Source organism: Actinoplanes sp. NPDC051343, assembly GCF_044455125.1.
Taxonomy (GTDB): Bacteria; Actinomycetota; Actinomycetes; order Mycobacteriales; family Micromonosporaceae; genus Actinoplanes.
In genome coordinates this window covers 372,539-392,506 of the sequence record NZ_JBITEL010000004.1, presented here as the reverse complement: position 1 = coordinate 392,506, position 19,968 = coordinate 372,539, and the positions used below count along the sequence as shown (strand labels likewise).

Here is a 19,968-nt window from a genome sequence, read left to right as displayed (position 1 = left end):
CCGAGGCCCATCGCGGCGTGCTGCGGCGGGAGGATCTCGCTGGACGGCGCTACAATTCACCCCTGCCCACGCTTCACGGACACCAGCTACTCCGCCCGTCCGTGTCCCGCGGGTCCCCACACACACCGGCCAGCCTCCTCGCCGTGCGCTGCGCTGGGCTCATCGGCCGTGCACAAACCTCGCCTCCGGAAGGTCATTCGTGACAGAAGCCCACCACAACGGTGCCGACGTTCGCTCCCTCACCGAGGCCCTGATCGCCCATGCGCAGGGTGCGGGCGGGCAGCTGACATCCGCCGAGGTCGCGCACACGCTCGAGTCCGCCCAGGTGAACCCGGGTCAGGCCAAGAAGATCCTCCGCGGGCTCGTGGACGCCGGCGTCACCGTCGTCGTCGACGGTTCGGCGAGCACGCGGCGCAAGGTCGCCGCGGCCCGCGCCGCTACGCCCGCGTCCAAGGCCACGACCGCCAAGGCGGCGCCGGCCAAGAAGGCCGCGCCGGTCCAGAAACAGGCCGAGGCCGGACCGGCCAAGGCGGTGCCCGCCGCGGCCGACGCCGGTGATGCCGCCGGACCGGCCAAGAAGACCGCCGCCCGCAAGGTCACTCCCGCCAAGGCCGCCCCGGGCAAGAAGGCCGCCCCGGGCAAGGCCACGCCGGGCAAGGCCACCGCGCCCGGCGAAGAGGGCGCCGCCCAGGGCGAAGAGATCGATCCCGAGGAACTCGCTGCCGAGATCGAGGACGTGGTGGTCGAGGAGCCGCCCGCCATGGTCGCGGCGGCCGCCTCCGACGCCGCCAGCTCGGCCACCGAGGGCGACTTCGAGTGGGACGACGAGGAGTCCGAGGCGCTCAAGCAGGCCCGGCGCGACGCCGAGCTGACCGCCTCCGCCGACTCGGTCCGGGCCTACCTCAAGCAGATCGGCAAGGTTCCGCTGCTCAACGCGGAGCAGGAGGTCGAGCTCGCCAAGCGGATCGAGGCCGGGCTCTACGCCGCCGAGCGGCTGCGCGCCTGCGAAGAGGGCGAGGAGAAGCTCGAGCGCAACTTCGAGCGCGACCTCCGCTGGATCGGCCGCGACGGCGAGCGGGCCAAGAACCACCTGCTCGAGGCCAACCTGCGTCTGGTGGTGTCGCTGGCCAAGCGTTACACCGGCCGCGGCATGGCCTTCCTCGACCTCATCCAAGAGGGCAACCTCGGCCTCATCCGCGCGGTCGAGAAGTTCGACTACACCAAGGGCTACAAGTTCTCCACCTACGCCACCTGGTGGATCCGACAGGCCATCACCCGCGCCATGGCCGACCAGGCCCGCACCATCCGCATCCCGGTGCACATGGTCGAGGTCATCAACAAGCTCGGGCGCATACAGCGCGAGCTGCTCCAGGACCTGGGCCGCGAGCCCACCCCGGAGGAACTGGCCAAGGAAATGGACATCACCCCGGAAAAGGTGCTGGAGATCCAGCAGTACGCTCGCGAGCCGATCTCGCTCGACCAGACGATCGGCGACGAGGGCGACAGCCAGCTGGGCGACTTCATCGAGGACTCCGAGGCGGTCGTCGCGGTCGACGCGGTCTCCTTCTCGCTGCTCCAGGACCAGCTTCAGCAGGTACTGCAGACGCTGTCCGAGCGGGAGGCGGGCGTGGTGCGGCTGCGCTTCGGCCTCACCGACGGCCAGCCGCGCACGCTGGACGAGATCGGCCAGGTCTACGGGGTCACCCGTGAGCGGATCCGGCAGATCGAGTCCAAGACGATGTCGAAGCTGCGGCACCCGTCCCGCTCCCAGGTGCTGCGCGACTACCTGGACTAGGACGAACGGGCAACTTTGCGTGTCGGAATGGTCACCACCCGTACATCAACGGGTGGTGATCAGACCGTTGTGCATAAGTGATCGTTGACGTGGCACCCTTGGATCACGGCACACTGGTCCGACCACGTGTGACCTCGGTCCCCCCGGGGCACAGTGGGAAGGCTGCAACGATGCAGGGTGTTGCACGATGTGTGGTAGGTAGCCGAGGAACATGTTCATCGGTGACGAACAGAGGAGGAAGGCGATGACCCCGACCCTCACGCCGCCGGCGGGTAGTGTGGCCGGCCCAGCAGCCGATGAACGGTGCGACCGCTGCAATGCAGCCGGAAAGCTCCGTTTGACCCTGGCTGGTGGCAGTGAACTGGTGTTCTGCGGACACCACGCCAACCGGTACGCCGAAGACCTGGTCAAGATCACGGTGCAGTACGTGGCCGACCCGGAGTTCACGTGGCGCGGCGCGGACATGATGTCTAACTCCAACTAGCAACCCCGAAACACAAAGCTTGACCAGGGGCGCCCACGGTGTGGGGCGCCCCTTTTGCGTCTCACGGCACTGCCGGGCGGCCCGCCACGGTCGAGCTGAGCCGTACGGGCGGCGTCCCCCAGGGGTCGGGCCGCCGCGCCCCCTCTGACCCGCCAGCGGACCGCTCAGAGGGTCTGGATGGTGGCGATCCGCTCCTCGAGCTGTTCGATCGTCGCCTGGGCGCTCGGCGGGCCGCCGCAGAGCCGCCGCAACTCGGCGTGGATTTTGCCGTGCGGCAGGTTGGTGCGGTGGTGGTGGGCCGCAACCAGGGTGTTGAGCTGTCGGCGGAGGCTGTTGCGGCGCTCCCCCGCACTCATCGACACCGGCTCCGGGCGCGGGGCCGGAATGTCGGGCTCGGTGGCCTTGCGCCGCTTCTGGGCCGCCATCTGGTCGGCCTGCCGCTTGTTGAGCACGACCGCCACCTGGTCGGCGCTGAGCAGGCCCGGAATGCCGAGGTATTCCTCCTCCTCGGCGGTGCCGGTGAGGGCGCCGGTGCCGAACGAGGTGCCGTCGAAGATGACCTGGTCGAGCTCGGCGGTCGCGGAGAGCGCCTCGAACTGCTTCTCGAGCTCGCCCTCCGCCTTCTCCTCACGCTGCGCCCGCTCGAGCAGGTCGTCGTCGAGCCCGTCCTTGTCCTTCGGGGCGCCCAGCACGTGGTCGCGCTGGGCCTCCATCTCGCTGGCCAGCCCGAGCAGGTGCGGGACGCTGGGCAGGAAGACGGTCGCCGTCTCGCCGGGGCGCCGGGCCCGCACGAAACGGCCGATCGCCTGGGCGAAATAGAGCGGAGTCGAGGCGCTGGTCGCGTAGACGCCCACCGCGAGCCGCGGGATGTCGACACCCTCCGACACCATCCGCACCGCGACCATCCAGCGCTGCTGGGAGTTGGCGAACGACGCGATCCGGCCCGAGGCGCCCTCGTCGTCGGAGAGCACGATCACGGCCGGCTCGCCGGTGATTTCGTGGAGGAGCTTCGCGTACGCCCGGGCCGTCTGCTGGTCGCTGGCGATGACCAGGCCGCCGGCGTCGGTCATGCCGTGCTCGCGCAGCCGGGAGAGGCGTGCGTCGGCGGCCCGCATCACCTGGGGCATCCAGTCGCCACGATGGTCGAGGGCGGTGCGCCAGGCCTGGGCGACCAGATCCTTGGTCATCGGCTCGCCGAGGCGGGCGGCCAGTTCGTCGCCCGCGTTGGTGCGCCAGCGGGTCTCGCCCGAGTAGGCCATGAAGAGGACCGGGCGGACGACGCCGTCGCGCAGGGCTTCCGCATAGCCGTACGCGGAATCGGACCTCGAGCGCTGCAGGCCGTCGTCGCCGCGCTCGTAGAGAACGAACGGGATGGGGTTTTCGTCGGAGCGGAACGGCGTGCCGGTGAGCATCAGCCGCCGGGTCGCCGGTTCGAACGCCGATTTGACCCCGTCACCCCAGGTGCGGGAGTCGCCGGCGTGGTGGATCTCGTCGAGGATCACGAAGGTCGAGCGGGTCATCGTGCGCCGGCGGTGCACGGCCGGGGCCATGCCGACCTGCGCGTACGTCAGGACGGCGCCGTGGAAGTCGCGGGACGAGTGGACGTCGGAGTTGCGGAAGGTGTGGTCGAGCTCGATGCCGACCCGGGCGGCGGCCTGCGCCCACTGGGTCTTGAGGTGCTCGGTCGGGCAGACCACGGTGACCGCCTCGACCGTGCCGTCGGCCAGCAACTCGGCCGCGATGCGCAGGGCGAACGTGGTCTTGCCGGCGCCCGGCGTGGCGACCGCCATGAAGTCCTCGCTGCGGCGGCGCAGGTAGTGCACCAGAGCCTTGCGCTGCCAGTCCCGCAGGGGCGGGAAGGTCTCCAGATCGGGCTTTCGCGGGCTCAAGGTCGCGCAGTTCCTTCCCTCGGCTCCCGGACGTCTCGGCTCCCGGACGACGAACCAGCATAGCCAGGACGGCGACCGGCGAACCTCACGGCACAGCGACCGGGGCGGACCATCTGCGGTAGAGGGCGAGAAGGCGTACACCGGTCATGAGCAGGGCGGCAATGACCAGCGGGAACGGTCCGGACAGGCCGAGACCGTGAAAGATCGTGATAAGGATCGCGCCGCCGAGGGACACCATGGCATAGATGTCGCGCTGCAGAACGACAGGTATCTCGCCGGTCAGCAGGTCGCGCGCCAGACCCCCGCCGATCGCGGTCAGCATGCCGATCAGGCAGGCGCCGACCGGCGGCACCCCGGCCGCCAGTGCCTTGAGGGTGCCGGTGGCGGTGAACAGGCCCAGGCCGGCCGCGTCGAGCAGCAGGACGGTACGCCGGAGGCGGTTGAGCTGGGGGTGCAGCCAGAAGACGGCGATCGAGGCCAGGACCGCGGTCACGGGGTACCGCCAGTCGGCGAAGGCGAGCGGGGGAACCGCGCCGATCACGAGGTCACGGACTATTCCGCCGCCGAGCGCCGCGACGAAGCCGACGAAGGCGACGCCGAACAGGTCGAGGCGCTTGGCGATGGCGGCGGACGCGCCGGAGGCCGCGAACACGGCGACGCCGACGAGGTCGGCCGCGAGCAGGCCGTAACCGCTCGTCACGCGGGGCGTCCGGGTGAGGTCAGTTCTGGAAGGATTCGTAGATCTCTTTGCACTGCGGGCACACCGGCGAGCCCGGCTTGGGCGTCTTGGTCACGGGGAACTTCTCGCCGCACAACGCGATGACGTAGGTGCCCATGACCGCACTCTCGGCGATCTTGTCCTTACGCACGTAGTGGAACATCTCGGGCCCGGTGTCGGCGTCCTGGGTCTCCGGACGCTCGAGGATCTCCGTGCTCACGGTCATCTGCCCTTCATATGAATTCCGGCGTCATCTTCAACCGCCGGCCCCCGTTCCGTGCGGTGCAGAATCAATCTCCAACCACCGAGTCTGACACCTCACGCCTGGTCGGTCCAACGACAACGCGACCTTCGAGCGCCGTACGGTAGCTGGCGTGACTGACTTCGCTATTCGATCCGGCGAGCACGTGACCCGTGCCCGCCGCGACGCCCGACCGCTGGTCGCGCTGGAGAGCACGATCATCTCGCACGGACTGCCGCACCCGGACAACCTCCGGGTGGCCCGCGAGATCGAGCAGACCGTGCGCGACAACGGCGCGGTGCCGGCCACTATCGGCATGATCGGCGGCGAGCTGATCGTCGGGCTCGACGACGACCAGATCCAGCACCTCGCGCTGGCCGACGGCGTGGCCAAGCTGTCCGTACGGGATCTGGCCGTCGCCGCCGCAAGGCGGTCCGACGGCGCCACCACCGTGGCCGCGACCAGTTCGGTCGCCGCGGCGGCCGAGATCGGCGTCTTCGCCACCGGCGGCCTGGGCGGGGTGCACCGCGAGGCGAATGCCACGTTCGACGAGTCGGCCGACCTGACCACGCTGGCCCGCACCCCGATCGTCGTGGTGTGCGCCGGGGTGAAGTCGATCCTCGACGTCGGCGCGACCCTGGAGCGGCTGGAGACCCTGGGCGTCGCGGTCGCGGGCTACCGCACCACGAGGTTCCCCGGCTTCTTCATCACCGACGGCGGCTTCGACGTCGACTGGCAACTCGACTCGCCGGCCCAGGTCGCCGACGTCCTCCGGGCGCGCGCCGACCAGGGCGTGAGCACGGGCGCGCTGATCCTGGCCAACCCGCTGCCGGCCGACCAGCAGCTCGACCCCGCGCTGCACGACCGCACGCTCGCCGAGGGCTTCGAGCTCCTGGCCAAAAACAGGATCACCGGCAAGGCGGTCACCCCGTTCCTGCTCTCCCACTTCCACGAGAGCACCCACGGGCAGAGCCTCGAGGTCAACGTGCGCATCATTCTGCGCAACGCGGCACTCGCGGCCCAGATCGCGGCGTCCGGCTCCGCGGCCCCGGCGACGCTGGGCTTCGCCGCCCCCGCGTGAGCGTCATCGTCGTCGGTGACCTGGTCACCGACGTGCTGGTGGCCCACGACGGCCCGATCCAGCCCGGCTCGGACACCGACGCGGCGATCACGGTCGGCGGGGGCGGCCAGGCCGCCAACACGGCCGCCTGGCTGGCCCACGCCGGTCACCCGGTCACCCTGGTCGCGGCGGTCGGCGACGACACCGCGGGCCAGGAACGGGTCGCCGAGCTGACGGCAGCCGGGGTGCGCTGCGCGGTGCGGGCCCACCGGGGCACGGCAACGGGCAGCGTGGTGGTGCTGGCCGGCCCGCACGAACGCACGATGATCACCGATCGGGGCGCGGCGCTCCTGCTCGACCCGGTCGACGTCACCTCGGCGGTTTCTTCGGCCGGCGCCTCCCACCTGCACCTGTCCGGCTATCCGCTGCTGCACGAGGGCTCGCGGCCGGGCGGCGCGGCGGCCTTGGCGGCCGCCGCGGGCCACGGCCTGACGACCAGCGTCGACGCGGCCTCGGCGGCTCCGCTACGGCTGGTCGGTGGGGAGCGCTTCCTTGCTTGGGTACGCGACGCCGACGTGCTCCTGTGCAACGCCGACGAGGCCGACGTGCTGGCCGGCCCGGGTTCCCCGGCCGCGCAGGCGGCGCGTCTGACGGCGCACGTACGCAACGTCGTCGTCAAACAGGGTGCGGCCGGAGCCACGTGGGCAGCCCGGGACGGCTCGGTGTGGTCGTGGGCCGGTCACCGCGTACCCGTCCTGGATGCCACCGGCGCGGGTGACGCTTTCGCCGCCGGCCTGCTCAAAGCCTGGTCTTCCGGCGCCTCGCCGGAGGCCGCCCTGGCGGCCGGCTGTGCCCTCGGCGCCGAGGCGGTCGCAAAGATCGGCGCCCGGCCCTAGGCCTGCCGGTGTTCCGGTGCCGGTTCGGGCCGGGTGGGTGTCTCCCAGCGCTCGCCCTCGCCGACCACGTCGGAGTCGATCGTGAGGTATTCGACCTCCTCCGCCGAGTGTTCGGCCAGGGCCGGCTGGGGGCGCTCCGGCCGCTCGGAGGCGGCGCGTTCGGCCTTGGAGCGGGGCGGCCGGTCGTTAGCGATGAGCACGGCGGCCCAGGGCAGGAAAACCATGCCGGCGGCGCAGAGGACCAGCCAGACGGGCAGCAGTGGTGGGCGGATGCTGATCAGGATCGCGCCGATGATCAGGCAGACGGCGCGCATGCCCATCATCGTCACGTAACGGATCTGGCGGCTGCGGAACTGAGCGTCCTGGCTGCGGGCGGCGTCCGTGATGAGGACGGGCCGCTCCGGCTGCTTCTTCACGATGGGTCTCCGATCGATACCCCATCCTTGCACCGCCCGCGCCCCGACGACCACCGCACACGCCCCGACGACCGCCGAGGGCGCCCGGGGCGGTGAGGTCTACGGTCAGGCCTTTGCGGCGCGCGCCTCGGCCTTGACCTGCTTCTTGTAGGCGCGCACCTTGGTCAGCGACTCGTCGTCGACGATGTCGGCCACCGACTTGTAGGCATCGGCTTCCCCGTACCCTCCGGCCGCCTCCCGCCAGCCGGGCGGGGTCACGCCGCACTGCTTGCCGAGAAGCGCGACCAGGATCTGGGCCTTCTGCTGGCCGAAGCCGGGCAGCGCGTGGATGCGCCGGAACAGCTCGGCGCCGTCGGCCGCGTCCCGCCACAGAGCCGCGGCGTCACCGCCGTACTGGTCGACCAGCACGCGGCAGACCTCCTGGCACCGGGCGGCCATGGCCTTGGGAAATCGGTGCAGGGCCGGCGGCTGGGCGAAGATCGCGACCAGCGCCTCGGGGTCGAAGTCGGCCAGCTCGGCCGCGGTCGGCTCGTGCCCGAGCCGCTGCGCCAGCACCCACGGCGAGGTGAACGCCTTCTCCATGGTGATCTGCTGGTCGAGCGTGAGCCCCAGGAGCACCGCCAGCGGGTCGCGGTCGAGCAGCGCGTTGGCCTCGGCGTCGATGGGCAGCGAGAACGTCATGGCGACATCTTGCTACACGACGTCGCTCAAGTGGCGGTCGAGCAGCGACGACAGCTGCAGGTCGGCGCCCGCCATGGTGGAGCCGGCGGTCATCGGGTTGGGGACGGCAACGCAGTAGAGGCCGGCCCCCTTGGCCGCGGTGATGCCGTTCGGGGAGTCCTCGACCGCCAGGGCGTCGGCCGGATTCACGCCGAGGTCGTCCAGGGCGAGCCGGTAGAGCGCCGGATCGGGCTTGCTGCGGGCGACCCGCTCGCGGGTCGCCACGGCGGCGAAGCGGCCGGCCAGGCCCAGCTGGTCGAGGAACCGGAACACCCAGGTGGACGACGAGCTGGACGCCAGCCCGACCTTCAAGCCCAGGTCGCGGGCCTCGTCCAGCCACTCCAGTACGCCCGGGCGCGGCCTTTCGGCGGCGATCAGGCGGTCGAAGCGCTCGCGCTGGACGGCCTCCAGCGCGGCCCGGTCGAGGGGCCGGCCCACGAGTTCGGCGAGGTGCGCCGACGGGCTCCAAATCGCGTCGGTCGTGCCGATCACCTGCGAGTAGACGGCCCGGTCGAGCTCGGCGCCGTAGGTCGCGTAGACCTCCTGCCAGGCGACGAACTCGGGCGTCTCGGTGTCGAGGATGGTGCCGTCGAAGTCGAAGACGATCGCAGTCCGCACCCGACCATCATGCCGCCTCGTATTCGACGTCCGTCTGCTCCTGGACGACCTCGTCGTGGATGAAGATGCCGCCGCGGAACAGCGAGACCACCGCGCCGGCCAGGGCGAGCACGGTAGCCAGGGTGAAGACGACGGCGAGGCCACTGTGGAACGGCCCGGTCAGCAGCTGGGGCAGGAAGGTCTTGCCGGTCAGCGTGCCGACGGTGGCCGCCGGCAGGTGCACGCCGGCGGCGTTGAGCACGGAGGCGATCGGGTTGCTGCCGAGGAAGGCGGCGAACATCAGGCTGACCGGGGGCACCGCGGTCACCGCGGCGATCGCTTGATCCGGTACGTGCTGGGCCGCCAGACCACTGTGCAGCGCGCCAGGCAGTGAGCTGGATAGCCCGGCCACGAGCAGCGAGAAGAAGACGCCGATCGACAGCACCATGCCGCCGTTCTGGAACGTGGCCCGGATGCCCGAGGCGACGCCGCGCTGGTCGGCCGGCACCGCGTTCATGACCGCGGTCGTGTTGGGGGCCGAGAACAGGCCCGAGCCGACGCCGTTGACGAACAGCAGCACGGCGAAGACCGGGTAGCTGAAGTCGATCGGGATCAGCAGCAGGCCGACGAATGACGCCGCCATGATCACGAGGCCGCCGGTGGCGAACAGCTTGGCGCCGTACCGGTCGGAGAGGAAGCCGGAGACCGGGCCGGCGACCACGAAGCCGACGGTGAGCGGGAGCAGGTAGATGCCGGCCCAGAGCGGCGTCGACTCGAACGAGTAGCCGTGCAGTGGCAGCCAGATGCCCTGCAGCCAGATGATCAGCATGAACTGGAGGCCGCCGCGGGCGACCGCGTTGAGGAGGGCGGCCACGTTGCCGGCCCACACCGCCTGGATCTTGAACAGGCTGAGGCGGAACATCGGCTGCTCGACCCGGGTCTCGAGGACGGCGAAGGCGGCCAGGAGCACCGCGCCGCCGATCAGCCCGGCGAGAACCATCGGATTGGTCCAGCCTTCGGTGTGCCCGCCGTACGGCTGGATCCCGTACGTGATCGCCGCCAGGAGGGCGGTGAGCCCGACCGCCAAGGTCAGGTTGCCCCACCAGTCGACCTTGACCCCGGACCGCCGGGAGGCGGTCTCCTGCAGGTTCCGGTACGCCCAGAACGTGCCGATCGCGCCGACGATCACGCTGACCCAGAAGATGGCCCGCCAGTTCCAGGCCGACAGCACGCCGCCGAGCACCAGCCCGATGAAGCTTCCGGCCAGGCCGGCGACCTGGTTGACGCCGAGCGCGGTGCCGCGCTGCCGGGCCGGGAACGCGTCGGTGAGGATCGCTGTCGAGTTCGCCATGATCATCGCGCCGCCGACGCCCTGCGCGATCCGGAACGCGATCAGCCAGATCGCTCCCCCGGCGCCGCCGAACGGGACCAGGGCGAGCGCGATCGAGGCCACGGTGAAGACGGCGAACCCGGAGTTGTAGATCTTCACCCGGCCGAACATGTCGCCGAGCCGGCCCAGCGTCACCACCAGCACCGCGGTGACCAGCATGTAGCCCATCAGCATCCAGAGCAGGTAGCTGACGTTGCCGGGGGCGAGCGGGTCGAGCTCGAGCCCGTCGAAGATCGCCGGTAAGGAGATGATCAGGATGGAGGCGTTCACCGTCGCCATCAGCATGCCCAGGGTGGTGTTGGTGAGCACCGACCACTTGTAGGGGATCCGTCCGCCGCCGGCCATTACCGCGCTCCCTCCGAGTGTTTCATTAGCCATGCTAACTACTTTCGGATGCGGGCCGCACGTGTTCAGCGCCACCAGGCGGGGATAACGTCTGCAACGACCGTTGACGAGGATGAAGGTGGAGAGATGAGCGACTCCGAAGAGAGCATCGAGCGGGAGATCTTCGGCGACGACTACGGGCCGGGTGTCCTCGACGAGCCTTCGACGTACCGTCCGGAGAAGGGCGACGACGCGCCGGGCCTGTCGAGCACGCTGGAAGCGGGTTCCGACATCGACCAGTTGCAGGACGGCGGGCCGCACCCGGAGCACGGCGTGATGACGACCACCGGCGGGAACGCCGGGCCGAACAGCTTCCGCGCCCACCCGCGTACGGGCCCGGGCGTGGCCAACACGACGACCGGTGACGCCACCACGGGCGCCATGGACAGCCCGCCGGACGGCTCGCTGGAATAGTTACGGCGGCGGCCGTGGTGACGCCGTCGCCACGGCCGTCCGCTACCGTCGGCCCGATGATGCCCTTCGCCGCCGGCCGGGAAGCCGACGTGTTCGCGCTCGACGACGGGCGGGTCCTGCGCCGCTACCGGGACGGCAGCGACGCGACCCGCGAGGCCGCCGTGATGGCGTACGTGCACGACCGCGGCTATCCGGTGCCGGTGACCTACTCGGCCGAAGGTCCCGAGATCGTGATGGAGCGGCTCGACGGGCCGACCATGGCGCAGGCGCTGATCGCCCGCACGTTCTCGATCGACGAGGCCGCGACCACGCTGGCCGATCTGCTGCGCCGGCTGCACGAGATCCCCGGCCGGTCCGGCTCCGAGACGATCGGGCATTACGACCTGCACCCGGAAAACGTGCTGCTCACCTCCCGCGGCCCGGTCGTCATCGACTGGCGGAACGCCGGGGACGGGCCGCCCGATCTGGACACCGCTCTGTGCGCGCTCATCCTGGCCCAGGTCGCCATCGGGTCGATCGAACACGAGATGCGCGACCAAGCCGGTGAGATGCTCGACCTTTTCCTGGCCGCCGCGCCCGGTGACCCGTTGAGCAAGCTCGACCGCGCGGTCGAGATCCGCAGTGGACAGTGGACGATGTCGGCCGACGAGGTGGCCGCGCTCGGCACCGCGGCGGCCAGGGTGAGACTCGGCGCAGCCGCCGCGAGAAATAGCGGTGAGCACTGATGCGTGCACTGGTGCAGACAGTCAGCCGGGCCGCCGTCACCGTCGACGACGAGGTGGTCGGCAAGATTGAGGACGGGCTGCTGGTGCTGCTGGGCGTCACCCACGACGACACCCCGGCGAAGGCGGCCGAACTCGCGCGCAAGACGTACGAGCTGCGCATCCTCGACGGGGAGACGTCCGCCGCCGACCGCGGGGCGCCGCTGCTGGTGGTCAGCCAGTTCACGCTGTACGGCGACGCCCGCAAGGGGCGCCGGCCCAGTTGGAGCGCGGCCGCACCGGCCGAGGTGGCGGAACCGTTGGTCACCGCGTACGTCGAAAGCCTGCGCGCCCGCGGCGCGCACGTCGAGACCGGTCGCTTCCGAGCGCACATGCTGGTCGACAGCGTGAACGTCGGCCCGCAAACCCTGATGCTCGAGCTCTAATCAGCGGGCGCGCCGGAGCCAGCCGTCGAGCTCCGTCGGCCAGTCGACCTCGTCGATCGTCTTGTAGTCGACGTCGAAGCGGCCGAAACCCTCCGGCCGGCGACGGCTGCGGCGCTCGACCTCGAGCACCACCTGCAGGCGCTCCGGCGTGGGCACGAACGTCAGTTCGAGCTCGTTGATCGCGCTCGCGTAGGCGGCCGGCGGGTAGAACTCGATCTCTTGATAGAACGGCAACCGCTGCTCGACCCCGTAGACCCGGCCGCGCTCGACGTCGGCCCGGCTGAACCGGAAGCCCAGCCGCAGCAGCGCCTCGAGGATGCGTTCCTGCGCCGGCAGCGGATGCACCATCACGGTGTCCAGATCGGACTTGTCGACCGCGCGTGCCACCTCGAGCTCGGTCGTGAGACCCATCGACATGCCGTTGAGGCGTTGCCCGTAGAGCTCTGTGATCGGCGTCTCCCAGGGCACCTCGAAACGGAAGGGCACCTCGTGGTGACGGCCGGGGACCAATCGGAACGAACCGGTCAGGCGCTGGCGGTGGAACTCTTGATCGCCCTCGCTGTTCTCCTCGGACATCCGGGTGATCAGTCCGATCGCGACGTACTCCACGTCCACGGCGTGGTCACCCCCGGTGACCTGCACCGTTCCCTCCAGCACGCCACCGGGCCGGCAGTGCGGATCGGCCAGTTGCGTCTCGACGTCCGGACCACCCACGCCGAAGGCTCGCAACATTTTTCGGAAAACCACGAACCGAATCCCTCCGCCGCGACGTGTGGATGACATTACGGCACCCAGTTCTTGACAAACCGGGCACATGTCGGCTTGGCGACGTCAGGGTTCTCCCTGATTCATGCCACCTGGACGCTTGCCTCACTTCGGCTTAACGCGCTCCGGGCCAAGCTATCGATCACCGGCACGAAGCGGGCTGGGCGCACGAGACGGTTTATCAGCGGGGAGGGGACTGAAAGATGGTCCTGCAGATGAAGGCGACGGAGAGCATGACGGCGAGCAACCCCACCGAGGACAGCATCGCAGACGGTGTCGAGCTCCTGACCGATCTGGATGCCACAGACGAGCGCGGGGTCTCCGCCGACCTCGTCCGGGCCTACTTGAACGGCATTGGTCGCACTCGCCTGCTGACCGCTGTCGAGGAGGTCCAGCTCTCCAAGCGCATCGAGGCCGGCCTCTACGCGGAGGAAAAGCTGCCCGAGGCGGGTGACGATCTGGCCCCGCTCCTGCACATCATCATCGCGGAGGGGCGAGCCGCCAAAAACCACCTGCTCGAGGCCAACCTGCGGCTGGTCGTCAGCATCGCGAAGCGTTACACCGGCCGCGGCATGGCCTTCCTCGACCTCATCCAAGAGGGCAACCTCGGCCTCATCCGCGCGGTCGAGAAGTTCGACTACACCAAGGGCTACAAGTTCTCCACCTACGCCACCTGGTGGATCCGACAGGCCATCACCCGCGCCATGGCCGACCAGGCCCGCACCATCCGCATCCCGGTGCACATGGTCGAGCAGGTCAACCGCATGGTCCGCAGCCGGCGCGACCTGGCCACCTCGCTCGGACGCGAGCCCAGCATCGCCGAGATCGCCCAGGCCCTCGGGGTCCCCGAGTTCCAGGTCATCGAGCTCATCTCCTACGACCGCGAGCCGGTCAGCCTCGACCAGGCCGTCGGCGAAGACGGCGAGAGCGCGCTCGGCGACTTCGTGGCCGCGGCCGGCCCCAACCAGCCCGGCGGCGGAGCCTCCCAGGGCGAGCTGCGCAGCGAGGTCGAGATCGTGCTGTCGACCCTGTCCGAGCGGGAGTCGGCGGTCATCCGCCTCCGCTTCGGCCTCGACGACGGCCGCCAGCGCACCCTCGACGAGGTGGGTCGCGAGTTCGGTCTCAGCCGCGAGCGCATCCGCCAGATCGAAAAGGTGACGATGTCCAAGCTGCGCGACCCGCAGCGCTCCTCCCGGCTCGAGGCCTACGCCGGCTGACGTTTCGCTCTCACCGACCGCCCCGCCCACCGATCACGGTGGGCGGGGCGGTCGCGTTTCTTGCGCCTTCTCCCGTACGCCGGTGCATCTCACGTCGTTGACTCTGATCGTGCCGCCGGTCGCCGCCTACGGGCTGATGCACCAGGCGGCCGGCGAGAAGCGCTACCACTCGCCGGCCAGGGAACCGACGTTCCGGCAGGACACCACGGTCACGGCCAAGACGGTGAAGGCCGGCGACTATCGGGCGGCCGACGGGGACGTCGTGGTTCTACGGCCGCCGGCCGGCTGGGGGCCGGCTGACGTCGCCGCGCGAAACGCGATTGCGTCCACGGTGGACCGGGCCCCGAACATCGGCGACATGACGTCAAACCGGCCCGTCGCGCTGCTCACCGGAGTCGGGCGGACGGCCGGGATCGCTCGCGGCTCGGCACGCCGCAGGACACCGCTGACCTGGTCGAGTTCCTCGGCTCGCCGTAGGGAGGCTGGGTCAACGGACAGCTACTGCTCGGCGACGGCGGTTTTGCCCAGCCGGCGGGGACCCGAGTCGGGGCGGGGCTTCACGTCGCCGATCTCGGTTGCCGCGTGGAGCACCGAGATGCCGTCGGGGCGGGCCAGCACCGGGTTGAGCGAGAGTGACCGCAGACGCGGATGGTCGTCGGCGAGACGGCCCACGCGCAGCAGCAGGTCGGTCAGGGCGGCGCGGTCGACCGGGGCCGAGCCACGATAGCCGTGCAGCAGCGGGGCCGCGCGCGGCTCGTCGACCAGCATCTCGGCCGCCCGGTCGGTGAGCGGAGCGGCCCGCCAGGCCAGGTCGCCGAGCAGTTCGGACGCGACGCCGCCGAGCCCGAAGCCGACGATCGGGCCGAAGGCCGGGTCTTCCATCACCTCGATCGTGCAGGCCACACCGGGCGGCACCATCGTCTGCACCAGCACGTCGGGTCCGAAGGCGGTCGCCAGCTCGCGGTACGCCGCCCGCAGGTCGTCCTCGTCGGCGAGGGCCAGGCGGACGGCGCCCAGGTCGATGCGGTGGCGGAGGGCGCCGCCGGCCGCCTTCAGCGCGACCGGGTAGCCCAGGGTCCCGGCGGCCGCGATCGCCGACTCGACGGTGGTGGCCAGGGTCGACGGGACGACGTCGATGCCGTACGCGGCGAGCAGCTCCGAGGGCGGCCCGTCGAGGTCGACGGCCGACGGGTCCACATCGGGCAGTGCGGGCAGCACGCCGGGCGGTCGCCGCAGCCACTCCGCATAGGTCGCGACCCGGCCCAGTGCCCGCACCGCCTCCTCGACCGACGGGTAGGACGGGACGCCCGGCGGCAGGTTGCCGAGCAGGAACGTGGCGACCGTCGGCTTCTCGCCGGCCAGCGCGACGCTCGCCAGCGCGGTCGCGAAGTCGGCGTCCTCGTCGGGCAGCTGGCCGGGCAGGGGCGGGGCGAAGACGACGACGAGCGCGTCGGCCCGGGAGTCGACCGCGGCATCGGCCAGCGCGTCGGCGAAGTCGTGGGCGCCCGCCTGCGGGCTGATGTCGTGCGGATAGCCATCGGCCACGATCAGCCCGGCGGCCCGGCTCGCGGCCACCGCCAACTGCGACAACGCGGACGAGTTGCCGACCACGGCGACCCGCCGGCCGGGCGGCAGCGGCTGGTGGGCGAGCAACAGGCCGACGTCGAACATCTCGCGGACGGTGTCGACCCGGATGACGCCGGAGCGGGCGAACAGCGCGGTCACCGCGTGGGCGTCCGGGCCGGGCAGGTCGCCGGCGAGGCCGCGGGGGCGGGTCGCCGAAGCGACCGCGACCACCGGCTTGACCCGGCTCATGCGGCGGGCCAGCCGGGCGAACTTGCGCGGGTTGCCGAACGTCTCCAGATAGAGCATGACGACGTCGGTGCCCGGGTCGTCCTGCCAGTACTGCAGAAGGTCGTTGCCGGAGACGTCGGCCCGGTTGCCGGCCGAGACGAAACTCGACAGGCCCAGGCCGCGGCGGTCGGCCTCGGCCAGCAGGGCGACACCGAGCGCGCCGCTCTGGCTGAAGAACCCCACCCGTCCGGCGGCCGGCAGCCGCGGGGCGAGCGTGGCGTTCAGGCGTACGCCCGGATCGGCATTGGCCACCCCCATGCTGTTGGGACCCACCACGCGCAGGCCCGCGGCGTGCGCCGCGTCGATCAGCGAACGCTGATCGGCGGCGCCGTCCGCGCCGGTCTCGGCGAAACCGGCCGAGACCACCACGATGCCGCCGGCCCCGCTCGCCGCCGCGTCGCGGACGGCATCGCCGACTCCGCCCGGCGGCACGGCGATCACGGCCAGGTCGATCGCGACACCAGCGAGCGACGCTGAGGTGTACGCCGGGAGGCCCGCCACCCGCGACGCCCGCCGGTGCACGGGCACGATCGCGCCCTGGTAACCGCCGTCGCGCAGGTGACCGAGCATTGCCGCGCCGATGCCCTGACCGCTCGCGCTGGCGCCGTAGACCGCGACGCCGCGCGGAGCCAGCAGCCGGGCGATCGACCGGGCCTCGGTGCGCTGCTCGCGGGACTCCTGCACCTCACGCGACTTCTCGGTCGGCGCGATCGGGAAGCCCAGGTGGACCACGCCGTCGGCGTACTTGCGCTGGACCTGATAGCCGAAGTCGCTGAAGACGCGCAGCATGCCGCCGTTCTCGGGAAGCACCTCGGCGACGAACCGGGTGATGCCGTGGTCGCGGGCGGCGTCGGCCAGGTATTCGAGCAGCACCGAGCCGATGCCCCGGCCCTGGTGCGCGTCCTCGACGACGAAGGCGACCTCGGCCTCCGGGGAGTCGGGGCCGAGCCGCTCGTACCGTCCGACGGCCATGATGCGGTCGCCGCTGACGACGACGAAGGCCTCGCGGTCGCGGTGGTCGACGTTGACGAAGCGCTGCAGGTCGCGCTCGGGGATGCGCGGGTACGGCGAGAAGTAGCGCAGGTAGCGGGTGCGGTCGCTCATGCGGGAGTGGAACTCCACGATGGCGGCGGCGTCGTCCGGGCGGATCTGGCGCAGGTGAACGGCGGTGCCGTCGGAGAGCAGAACGTCGGCGTTTCGCTCCACTGTTTGCTCCTAGTCGCGCGGGTCGTGCGGGTCGAGGCCGTGCAACGGGAAGACGGCCAGGCGGGTGGCGAGGATCGCGCGGTCGACCGGGTCGGCAGCGGTGCCCGGCTCCCAGCGTTCCACGACCGGGTCGACGCCGTCGGTCATCGTGGCCGGAACCTCGGCCCGGGGCCGCAGGTCGGCGGCGAGCCGGCGCCATGCCTCCGGCGTCTCGGTGGCCGGGTCGAGCGGGTCGCCGGTGACCGCGGCCACCAGGTGGGTCCAGGCCCGGGGCACCACCTCGACGACCGCGTAGCCTCCGCCGCCGGTCGCCACCCACCGGCCCTCGCACAACTCGTCGGCCAGGTCACGCATGGCCAGGTAGGCGGCGCGCTGGCCGTCGACCGAGAGCCGCAGGTCGGCCAGCGGGTCGAGGCGGTGGCCGTCGGCACCGCACTGGCTGATCAGGATCTCGGGGCGGAACGCCCGCAGCACCGACGGGACCACCGCGTGGAACGCCTTCAGCCAGCCGGCGTCGGTCGTACCCGGCGGAAGCGGAATGTTGACCGCGGTGCCCTCGGCGCCCGGCCCGCCCACCTCGTCGGCGAAACCCGACACGTTGGGGAACAGCGCCAGCGGCGTCTCGTGCAGGCTGACCGTGAGCACCCGCGGATCGTGATAGAACGCGGCCTGTACGCCGTCGCCGTGGTGCACGTCGACGTCCACATAGGCAACGCGCTGGGCGCCCTGCTCGAGCAGCCGCGCGATGGCGACCGCCGGATCGTTGTAGACGCAGAAGCCGGCCGCCCGGGCGGGCATCGCGTGGTGGAGCCCGCCGGCCACGTTGACTGCGCGGGTCGCCCGGCCCTGCCAGACCGCGTCGGCCGCGGCGATGGTGGCGCCGCACACCCGCGCCGACGCCTCGTGCATGTCCTCGAAGACCGGGTTGTCGGGGGTGTTGAGGCCCCAGCCGGAGAAGAACGGGTCGCTCGGGGCGAGGCGTACGGCGTCGAGGTAGTCGGCCCGGTGCACGCGGAGCAGGTCGGCCTCGGTGGCGGGCTCGGGAACGATCGTCTGCACCCCGGGACGGTCGAGAAGGCCCAGGTCACGGACGAGCGCCATGGTCAACTCGATGCGTACCGGGTCCATCGGGTGGTCGCCCATGTCGTAGTCGAGCAGGGCCCTGTCCCAGACCACGGCGGTCGTCGGCTGCACCATGACCGCCATGCTGCCACGGTCGGGGGTGCACACCGTTGCTGCGGGCATGGGAAGACGCCGTCGGGTAAGGTCGTTGCACCACCTGTCGGGGCGGAAGTCAACCCCCGGTAACGAGGTAATATCGCTGCTGGGAGGGCCGCATTGTGAACGACCTGGTCGACACTACCGAAATGTATTTGAGGACCATCCTCGAGCTTGAAGAGGAAGGCGTCCCGCCGCTGCGTGCGCGCATCGCCGAGCGGCTTCACCAGAGCGGTCCCACGGTCAGCCAGACGGTCGCGCGCATGGAGCGCGACGGCTTGTTGAGCGTCGAGGGCGACCGGCACCTCGTGCTCACCGGGGAGGGCCGGGTCACCGCGGTCGCCGTGATGCGCAAGCACCGGCTGGCCGAGCTTCTGCTGGTCAACGTCATCGGCATGCCCTACGAGGAGGCCCACGAAGAGGCCTGCCGGTGGGAGCACGTGATGAGCGACCAGGTGGAGAAGAAGGTCTACGAGCTGCTCAACAAGCCGACGAGGTCGCCCTACGGCAACCCGATCCCGGGGCTGGACGTGCTCGACGAGACGGCCGACGAGCACTTGAACGGGGTGACCGGCGAGCGCAACCTGGCGTTCCCGGGCCTGTCCGGCAGCGTCGTGGTGCGCCGCATCTGCGAGAGCGTGCAGACCAACGCCGACGTGCTGCGCCAGCTGCACGCGGCCGGCATCGACCCGGGCACGACGGTGACGGTGGCCCAGGAGCGCGACGGCGTGACCATCGACCGCTCCGGCGACAAGATCCGCCTCCCCCGCGAGGTAGCGTCCAGGGTCTTCGTAGCCTACTGAGTTTGCTGGCTTCGCTTCGCTCCGCGGGCGATTGCCTGGGATCCGGTGTCATCGGAGATGATTTTCTGCCGCCCGCAAAAACCACGGGCGGCAGAAAATCAGCTGCGATAACACCGGCGGCAATCGCCAGACGGGGCAGTGAGCACTAATCAGTGGTATCCATGGCCTTCGCTAAGTCCAGCAGCTTGGCGTTCATGGTGGTTACGTCGTTGGCGGTCGCGGCCTTGGCGAAAGTGAATTTCAGGGTCTGCAGCTGGTTGGCCTCGCTCAACCAGCTGATCTCGACGCTCGGGCCGTGGACACCGGACGCGGCCGAGTCGAGCCGGTAGCCGGCCTTGCCCAGCCCCTTGAGGGTGGCGGCCTTGTTCGGCTTGAGGTCGGACAGGAACAGCTTGGAGTCGGCCGTCGTGCTCTCGACCACCGACAGCATCAGGTCGGGGTAGTCGCCTTCGATGGTCTGCACCACGCAGGTCGACGTGTCGTCGACCTGGTCGGCGGCGGCCACGTTGAAGGTGACGCCGATCTTCTCCTTGATGAACGCGTAGTCCCAGAGGATGCAGGCGCCGCCGGCCGAGGCGGCCGGCTGCTCGACCAGTTTGACCGGAGGCAGGGCCGCCGGTTCGGCCCCGGCGTCCCGCTTGCTGTTGCAGCCCGTGAGGGCAAGCAGGGCGGCGACGCCGACCGCGGCGGCGGAACGCGAACGCACTGTTGATCCCTCCCCGAGATATTCGGGGCACACCGTACTTTGTGCGGC

Annotated in this window: 20 protein-coding genes; 9 read left to right on the top strand and 11 right to left on the bottom strand. The window is 70.8% G+C overall.

Annotated features, from left to right (window positions below):
• Positions 1-199 precede the first annotated feature (199 nt).
• Positions 200-1,795, top strand: coding sequence for an RNA polymerase sigma factor (locus ACIA5C_RS15895; protein ID WP_396055017.1), 1,596 nt, complete (start codon positions 200-202; stop codon positions 1,793-1,795).
• A 244-nt stretch (positions 1,796-2,039) separates the two neighbouring features.
• A complete protein-coding gene (locus tag ACIA5C_RS15890) occupies positions 2,040-2,279 on the top strand; it encodes a hypothetical protein (RefSeq protein ID WP_364098877.1) in 240 nt (79 codons plus the stop codon).
• A gap of 164 nt (positions 2,280-2,443) precedes the next feature.
• Here the strand turns inward: ACIA5C_RS15890 and ACIA5C_RS15885 are convergent, their stop codons facing one another.
• The 3 genes from ACIA5C_RS15885 to ACIA5C_RS15875 all read right to left on the bottom strand — a co-directional run bounded on the left by ACIA5C_RS15885 (position 2,444) and on the right by ACIA5C_RS15875 (position 5,112).
• Positions 2,444-4,168, bottom strand: coding sequence for a DEAD/DEAH box helicase (locus ACIA5C_RS15885; protein ID WP_396055015.1), 1,725 nt, complete (start codon positions 4,166-4,168; stop codon positions 2,444-2,446).
• An 85-nt stretch (positions 4,169-4,253) separates the two neighbouring features.
• On the bottom strand, positions 4,254-4,868 hold the full coding sequence (locus ACIA5C_RS15880; RefSeq protein ID WP_396055013.1) for a trimeric intracellular cation channel family protein: 615 nt from the start codon (positions 4,866-4,868) through the stop codon (positions 4,254-4,256).
• A 19-nt stretch (positions 4,869-4,887) separates the two neighbouring features.
• The gene (locus ACIA5C_RS15875; RefSeq protein ID WP_396055011.1) at positions 4,888-5,112 is read right to left on the bottom strand and encodes a DUF3039 domain-containing protein; all 225 of its coding nucleotides are present in this window, start codon (positions 5,110-5,112) and stop codon (positions 4,888-4,890) included.
• Between the two features lie 148 nt (positions 5,113-5,260).
• Between ACIA5C_RS15875 and ACIA5C_RS15870 the strand changes: the two genes are divergently transcribed.
• Positions 5,261-6,208 carry a pseudouridine-5'-phosphate glycosidase gene (locus ACIA5C_RS15870; RefSeq protein WP_396055009.1) on the top strand — a complete coding sequence of 316 codons (948 nt, stop codon included), beginning with the start codon at positions 5,261-5,263 and terminating at the stop codon, positions 6,206-6,208.
• Complete coding sequence (locus ACIA5C_RS15865; protein WP_396055007.1) at positions 6,205-7,083, top strand: carbohydrate kinase family protein; 879 nt, start codon at positions 6,205-6,207, stop codon at positions 7,081-7,083. Before ACIA5C_RS15870 ends, ACIA5C_RS15865 begins: the two co-directional genes overlap by 4 nt.
• Here ACIA5C_RS15865 and ACIA5C_RS15860 read toward each other — a convergent pair.
• From ACIA5C_RS15860 to ACIA5C_RS15845, 4 genes are all read right to left on the bottom strand, one after another.
• A complete protein-coding gene (locus ACIA5C_RS15860; RefSeq protein ID WP_396055625.1) occupies positions 7,080-7,502 on the bottom strand; it encodes a DUF3099 domain-containing protein in 423 nt (140 codons plus the stop codon). The genes ACIA5C_RS15865 and ACIA5C_RS15860 overlap by 4 nt on opposite strands.
• A gap of 102 nt (positions 7,503-7,604) precedes the next feature.
• Complete coding sequence (locus tag ACIA5C_RS15855; protein WP_396055005.1) at positions 7,605-8,180, bottom strand: HhH-GPD-type base excision DNA repair protein; 576 nt, start codon at positions 8,178-8,180, stop codon at positions 7,605-7,607.
• Between the two features lie 12 nt (positions 8,181-8,192).
• Positions 8,193-8,837 carry an HAD family hydrolase gene (locus tag ACIA5C_RS15850; RefSeq protein WP_396055003.1) on the bottom strand — a complete coding sequence of 215 codons (645 nt, stop codon included), beginning with the start codon at positions 8,835-8,837 and terminating at the stop codon, positions 8,193-8,195.
• 7 nt (positions 8,838-8,844) lie between these two features.
• Positions 8,845-10,584 (bottom strand): MFS transporter, encoded by a 1,740-nt coding sequence (locus ACIA5C_RS15845; protein WP_396055001.1) that lies wholly within the window; start codon positions 10,582-10,584, stop codon positions 8,845-8,847.
• A gap of 93 nt (positions 10,585-10,677) precedes the next feature.
• Here ACIA5C_RS15845 and ACIA5C_RS15840 point away from each other — a divergent pair, with 93 nt between their 5' ends.
• From ACIA5C_RS15840 to dtd, 3 genes are read left to right on the top strand one after another with little or no spacing between them, the layout of a single operon-like run.
• Entirely contained in the window at positions 10,678-11,004 is a 327-nt protein-coding gene (locus ACIA5C_RS15840; protein ID WP_396054999.1) for a hypothetical protein, read from the top strand.
• A gap of 56 nt (positions 11,005-11,060) precedes the next feature.
• Positions 11,061-11,729 carry a phosphotransferase gene (locus ACIA5C_RS15835; protein WP_396054997.1) on the top strand — a complete coding sequence of 223 codons (669 nt, stop codon included), beginning with the start codon at positions 11,061-11,063 and terminating at the stop codon, positions 11,727-11,729.
• A complete protein-coding gene (gene dtd, locus ACIA5C_RS15830; RefSeq protein ID WP_396054995.1) occupies positions 11,729-12,151 on the top strand; it encodes a D-aminoacyl-tRNA deacylase in 423 nt (140 codons plus the stop codon). The genes ACIA5C_RS15835 and dtd overlap by 1 nt, the downstream gene beginning before the upstream one ends.
• Here the strand turns inward: dtd and ACIA5C_RS15825 are convergent, their stop codons facing one another.
• A complete protein-coding gene (locus ACIA5C_RS15825; RefSeq protein WP_396054993.1) occupies positions 12,152-12,898 on the bottom strand; it encodes a sporulation protein in 747 nt (248 codons plus the stop codon).
• Positions 12,899-13,149: 251 nt separating this feature from the next.
• On the opposite strand from ACIA5C_RS15825, the gene sigB reads away from it, so the two are divergent.
• A complete protein-coding gene (gene sigB / locus ACIA5C_RS15820; protein ID WP_396055623.1) occupies positions 13,150-14,133 on the top strand; it encodes an RNA polymerase sigma factor SigB in 984 nt (327 codons plus the stop codon).
• A gap of 498 nt (positions 14,134-14,631) precedes the next feature.
• Here the strand turns inward: sigB and ACIA5C_RS15815 are convergent, their stop codons facing one another.
• Together ACIA5C_RS15815 and ACIA5C_RS15810 are read right to left on the bottom strand one after the other, a co-directional pair.
• Entirely contained in the window at positions 14,632-17,193 is a 2,562-nt protein-coding gene (locus tag ACIA5C_RS15815) for a GNAT family N-acetyltransferase (RefSeq protein WP_396054991.1), read from the bottom strand.
• Positions 17,194-17,202: 9 nt separating this feature from the next.
• The gene (locus ACIA5C_RS15810; RefSeq protein ID WP_396055621.1) at positions 17,203-18,390 is read right to left on the bottom strand and encodes an acetoin utilization protein AcuC; all 1,188 of its coding nucleotides are present in this window, start codon (positions 18,388-18,390) and stop codon (positions 17,203-17,205) included.
• 140 nt (positions 18,391-18,530) lie between these two features.
• Here ACIA5C_RS15810 and ACIA5C_RS15805 point away from each other — a divergent pair, with 140 nt between their 5' ends.
• Positions 18,531-19,214: a metal-dependent transcriptional regulator gene (locus tag ACIA5C_RS15805; RefSeq protein WP_396055619.1), complete on the top strand. Its 684-nt coding sequence runs from the start codon at positions 18,531-18,533 to the stop codon at positions 19,212-19,214.
• Between the two features lie 145 nt (positions 19,215-19,359).
• On the opposite strand, the gene ACIA5C_RS15800 is transcribed toward ACIA5C_RS15805, so the two are convergent.
• Entirely contained in the window at positions 19,360-19,920 is a 561-nt protein-coding gene (locus ACIA5C_RS15800) for a hypothetical protein (RefSeq protein WP_396054989.1), read from the bottom strand.
• Between the last annotated feature and the right edge of the window lie 48 nt (positions 19,921-19,968).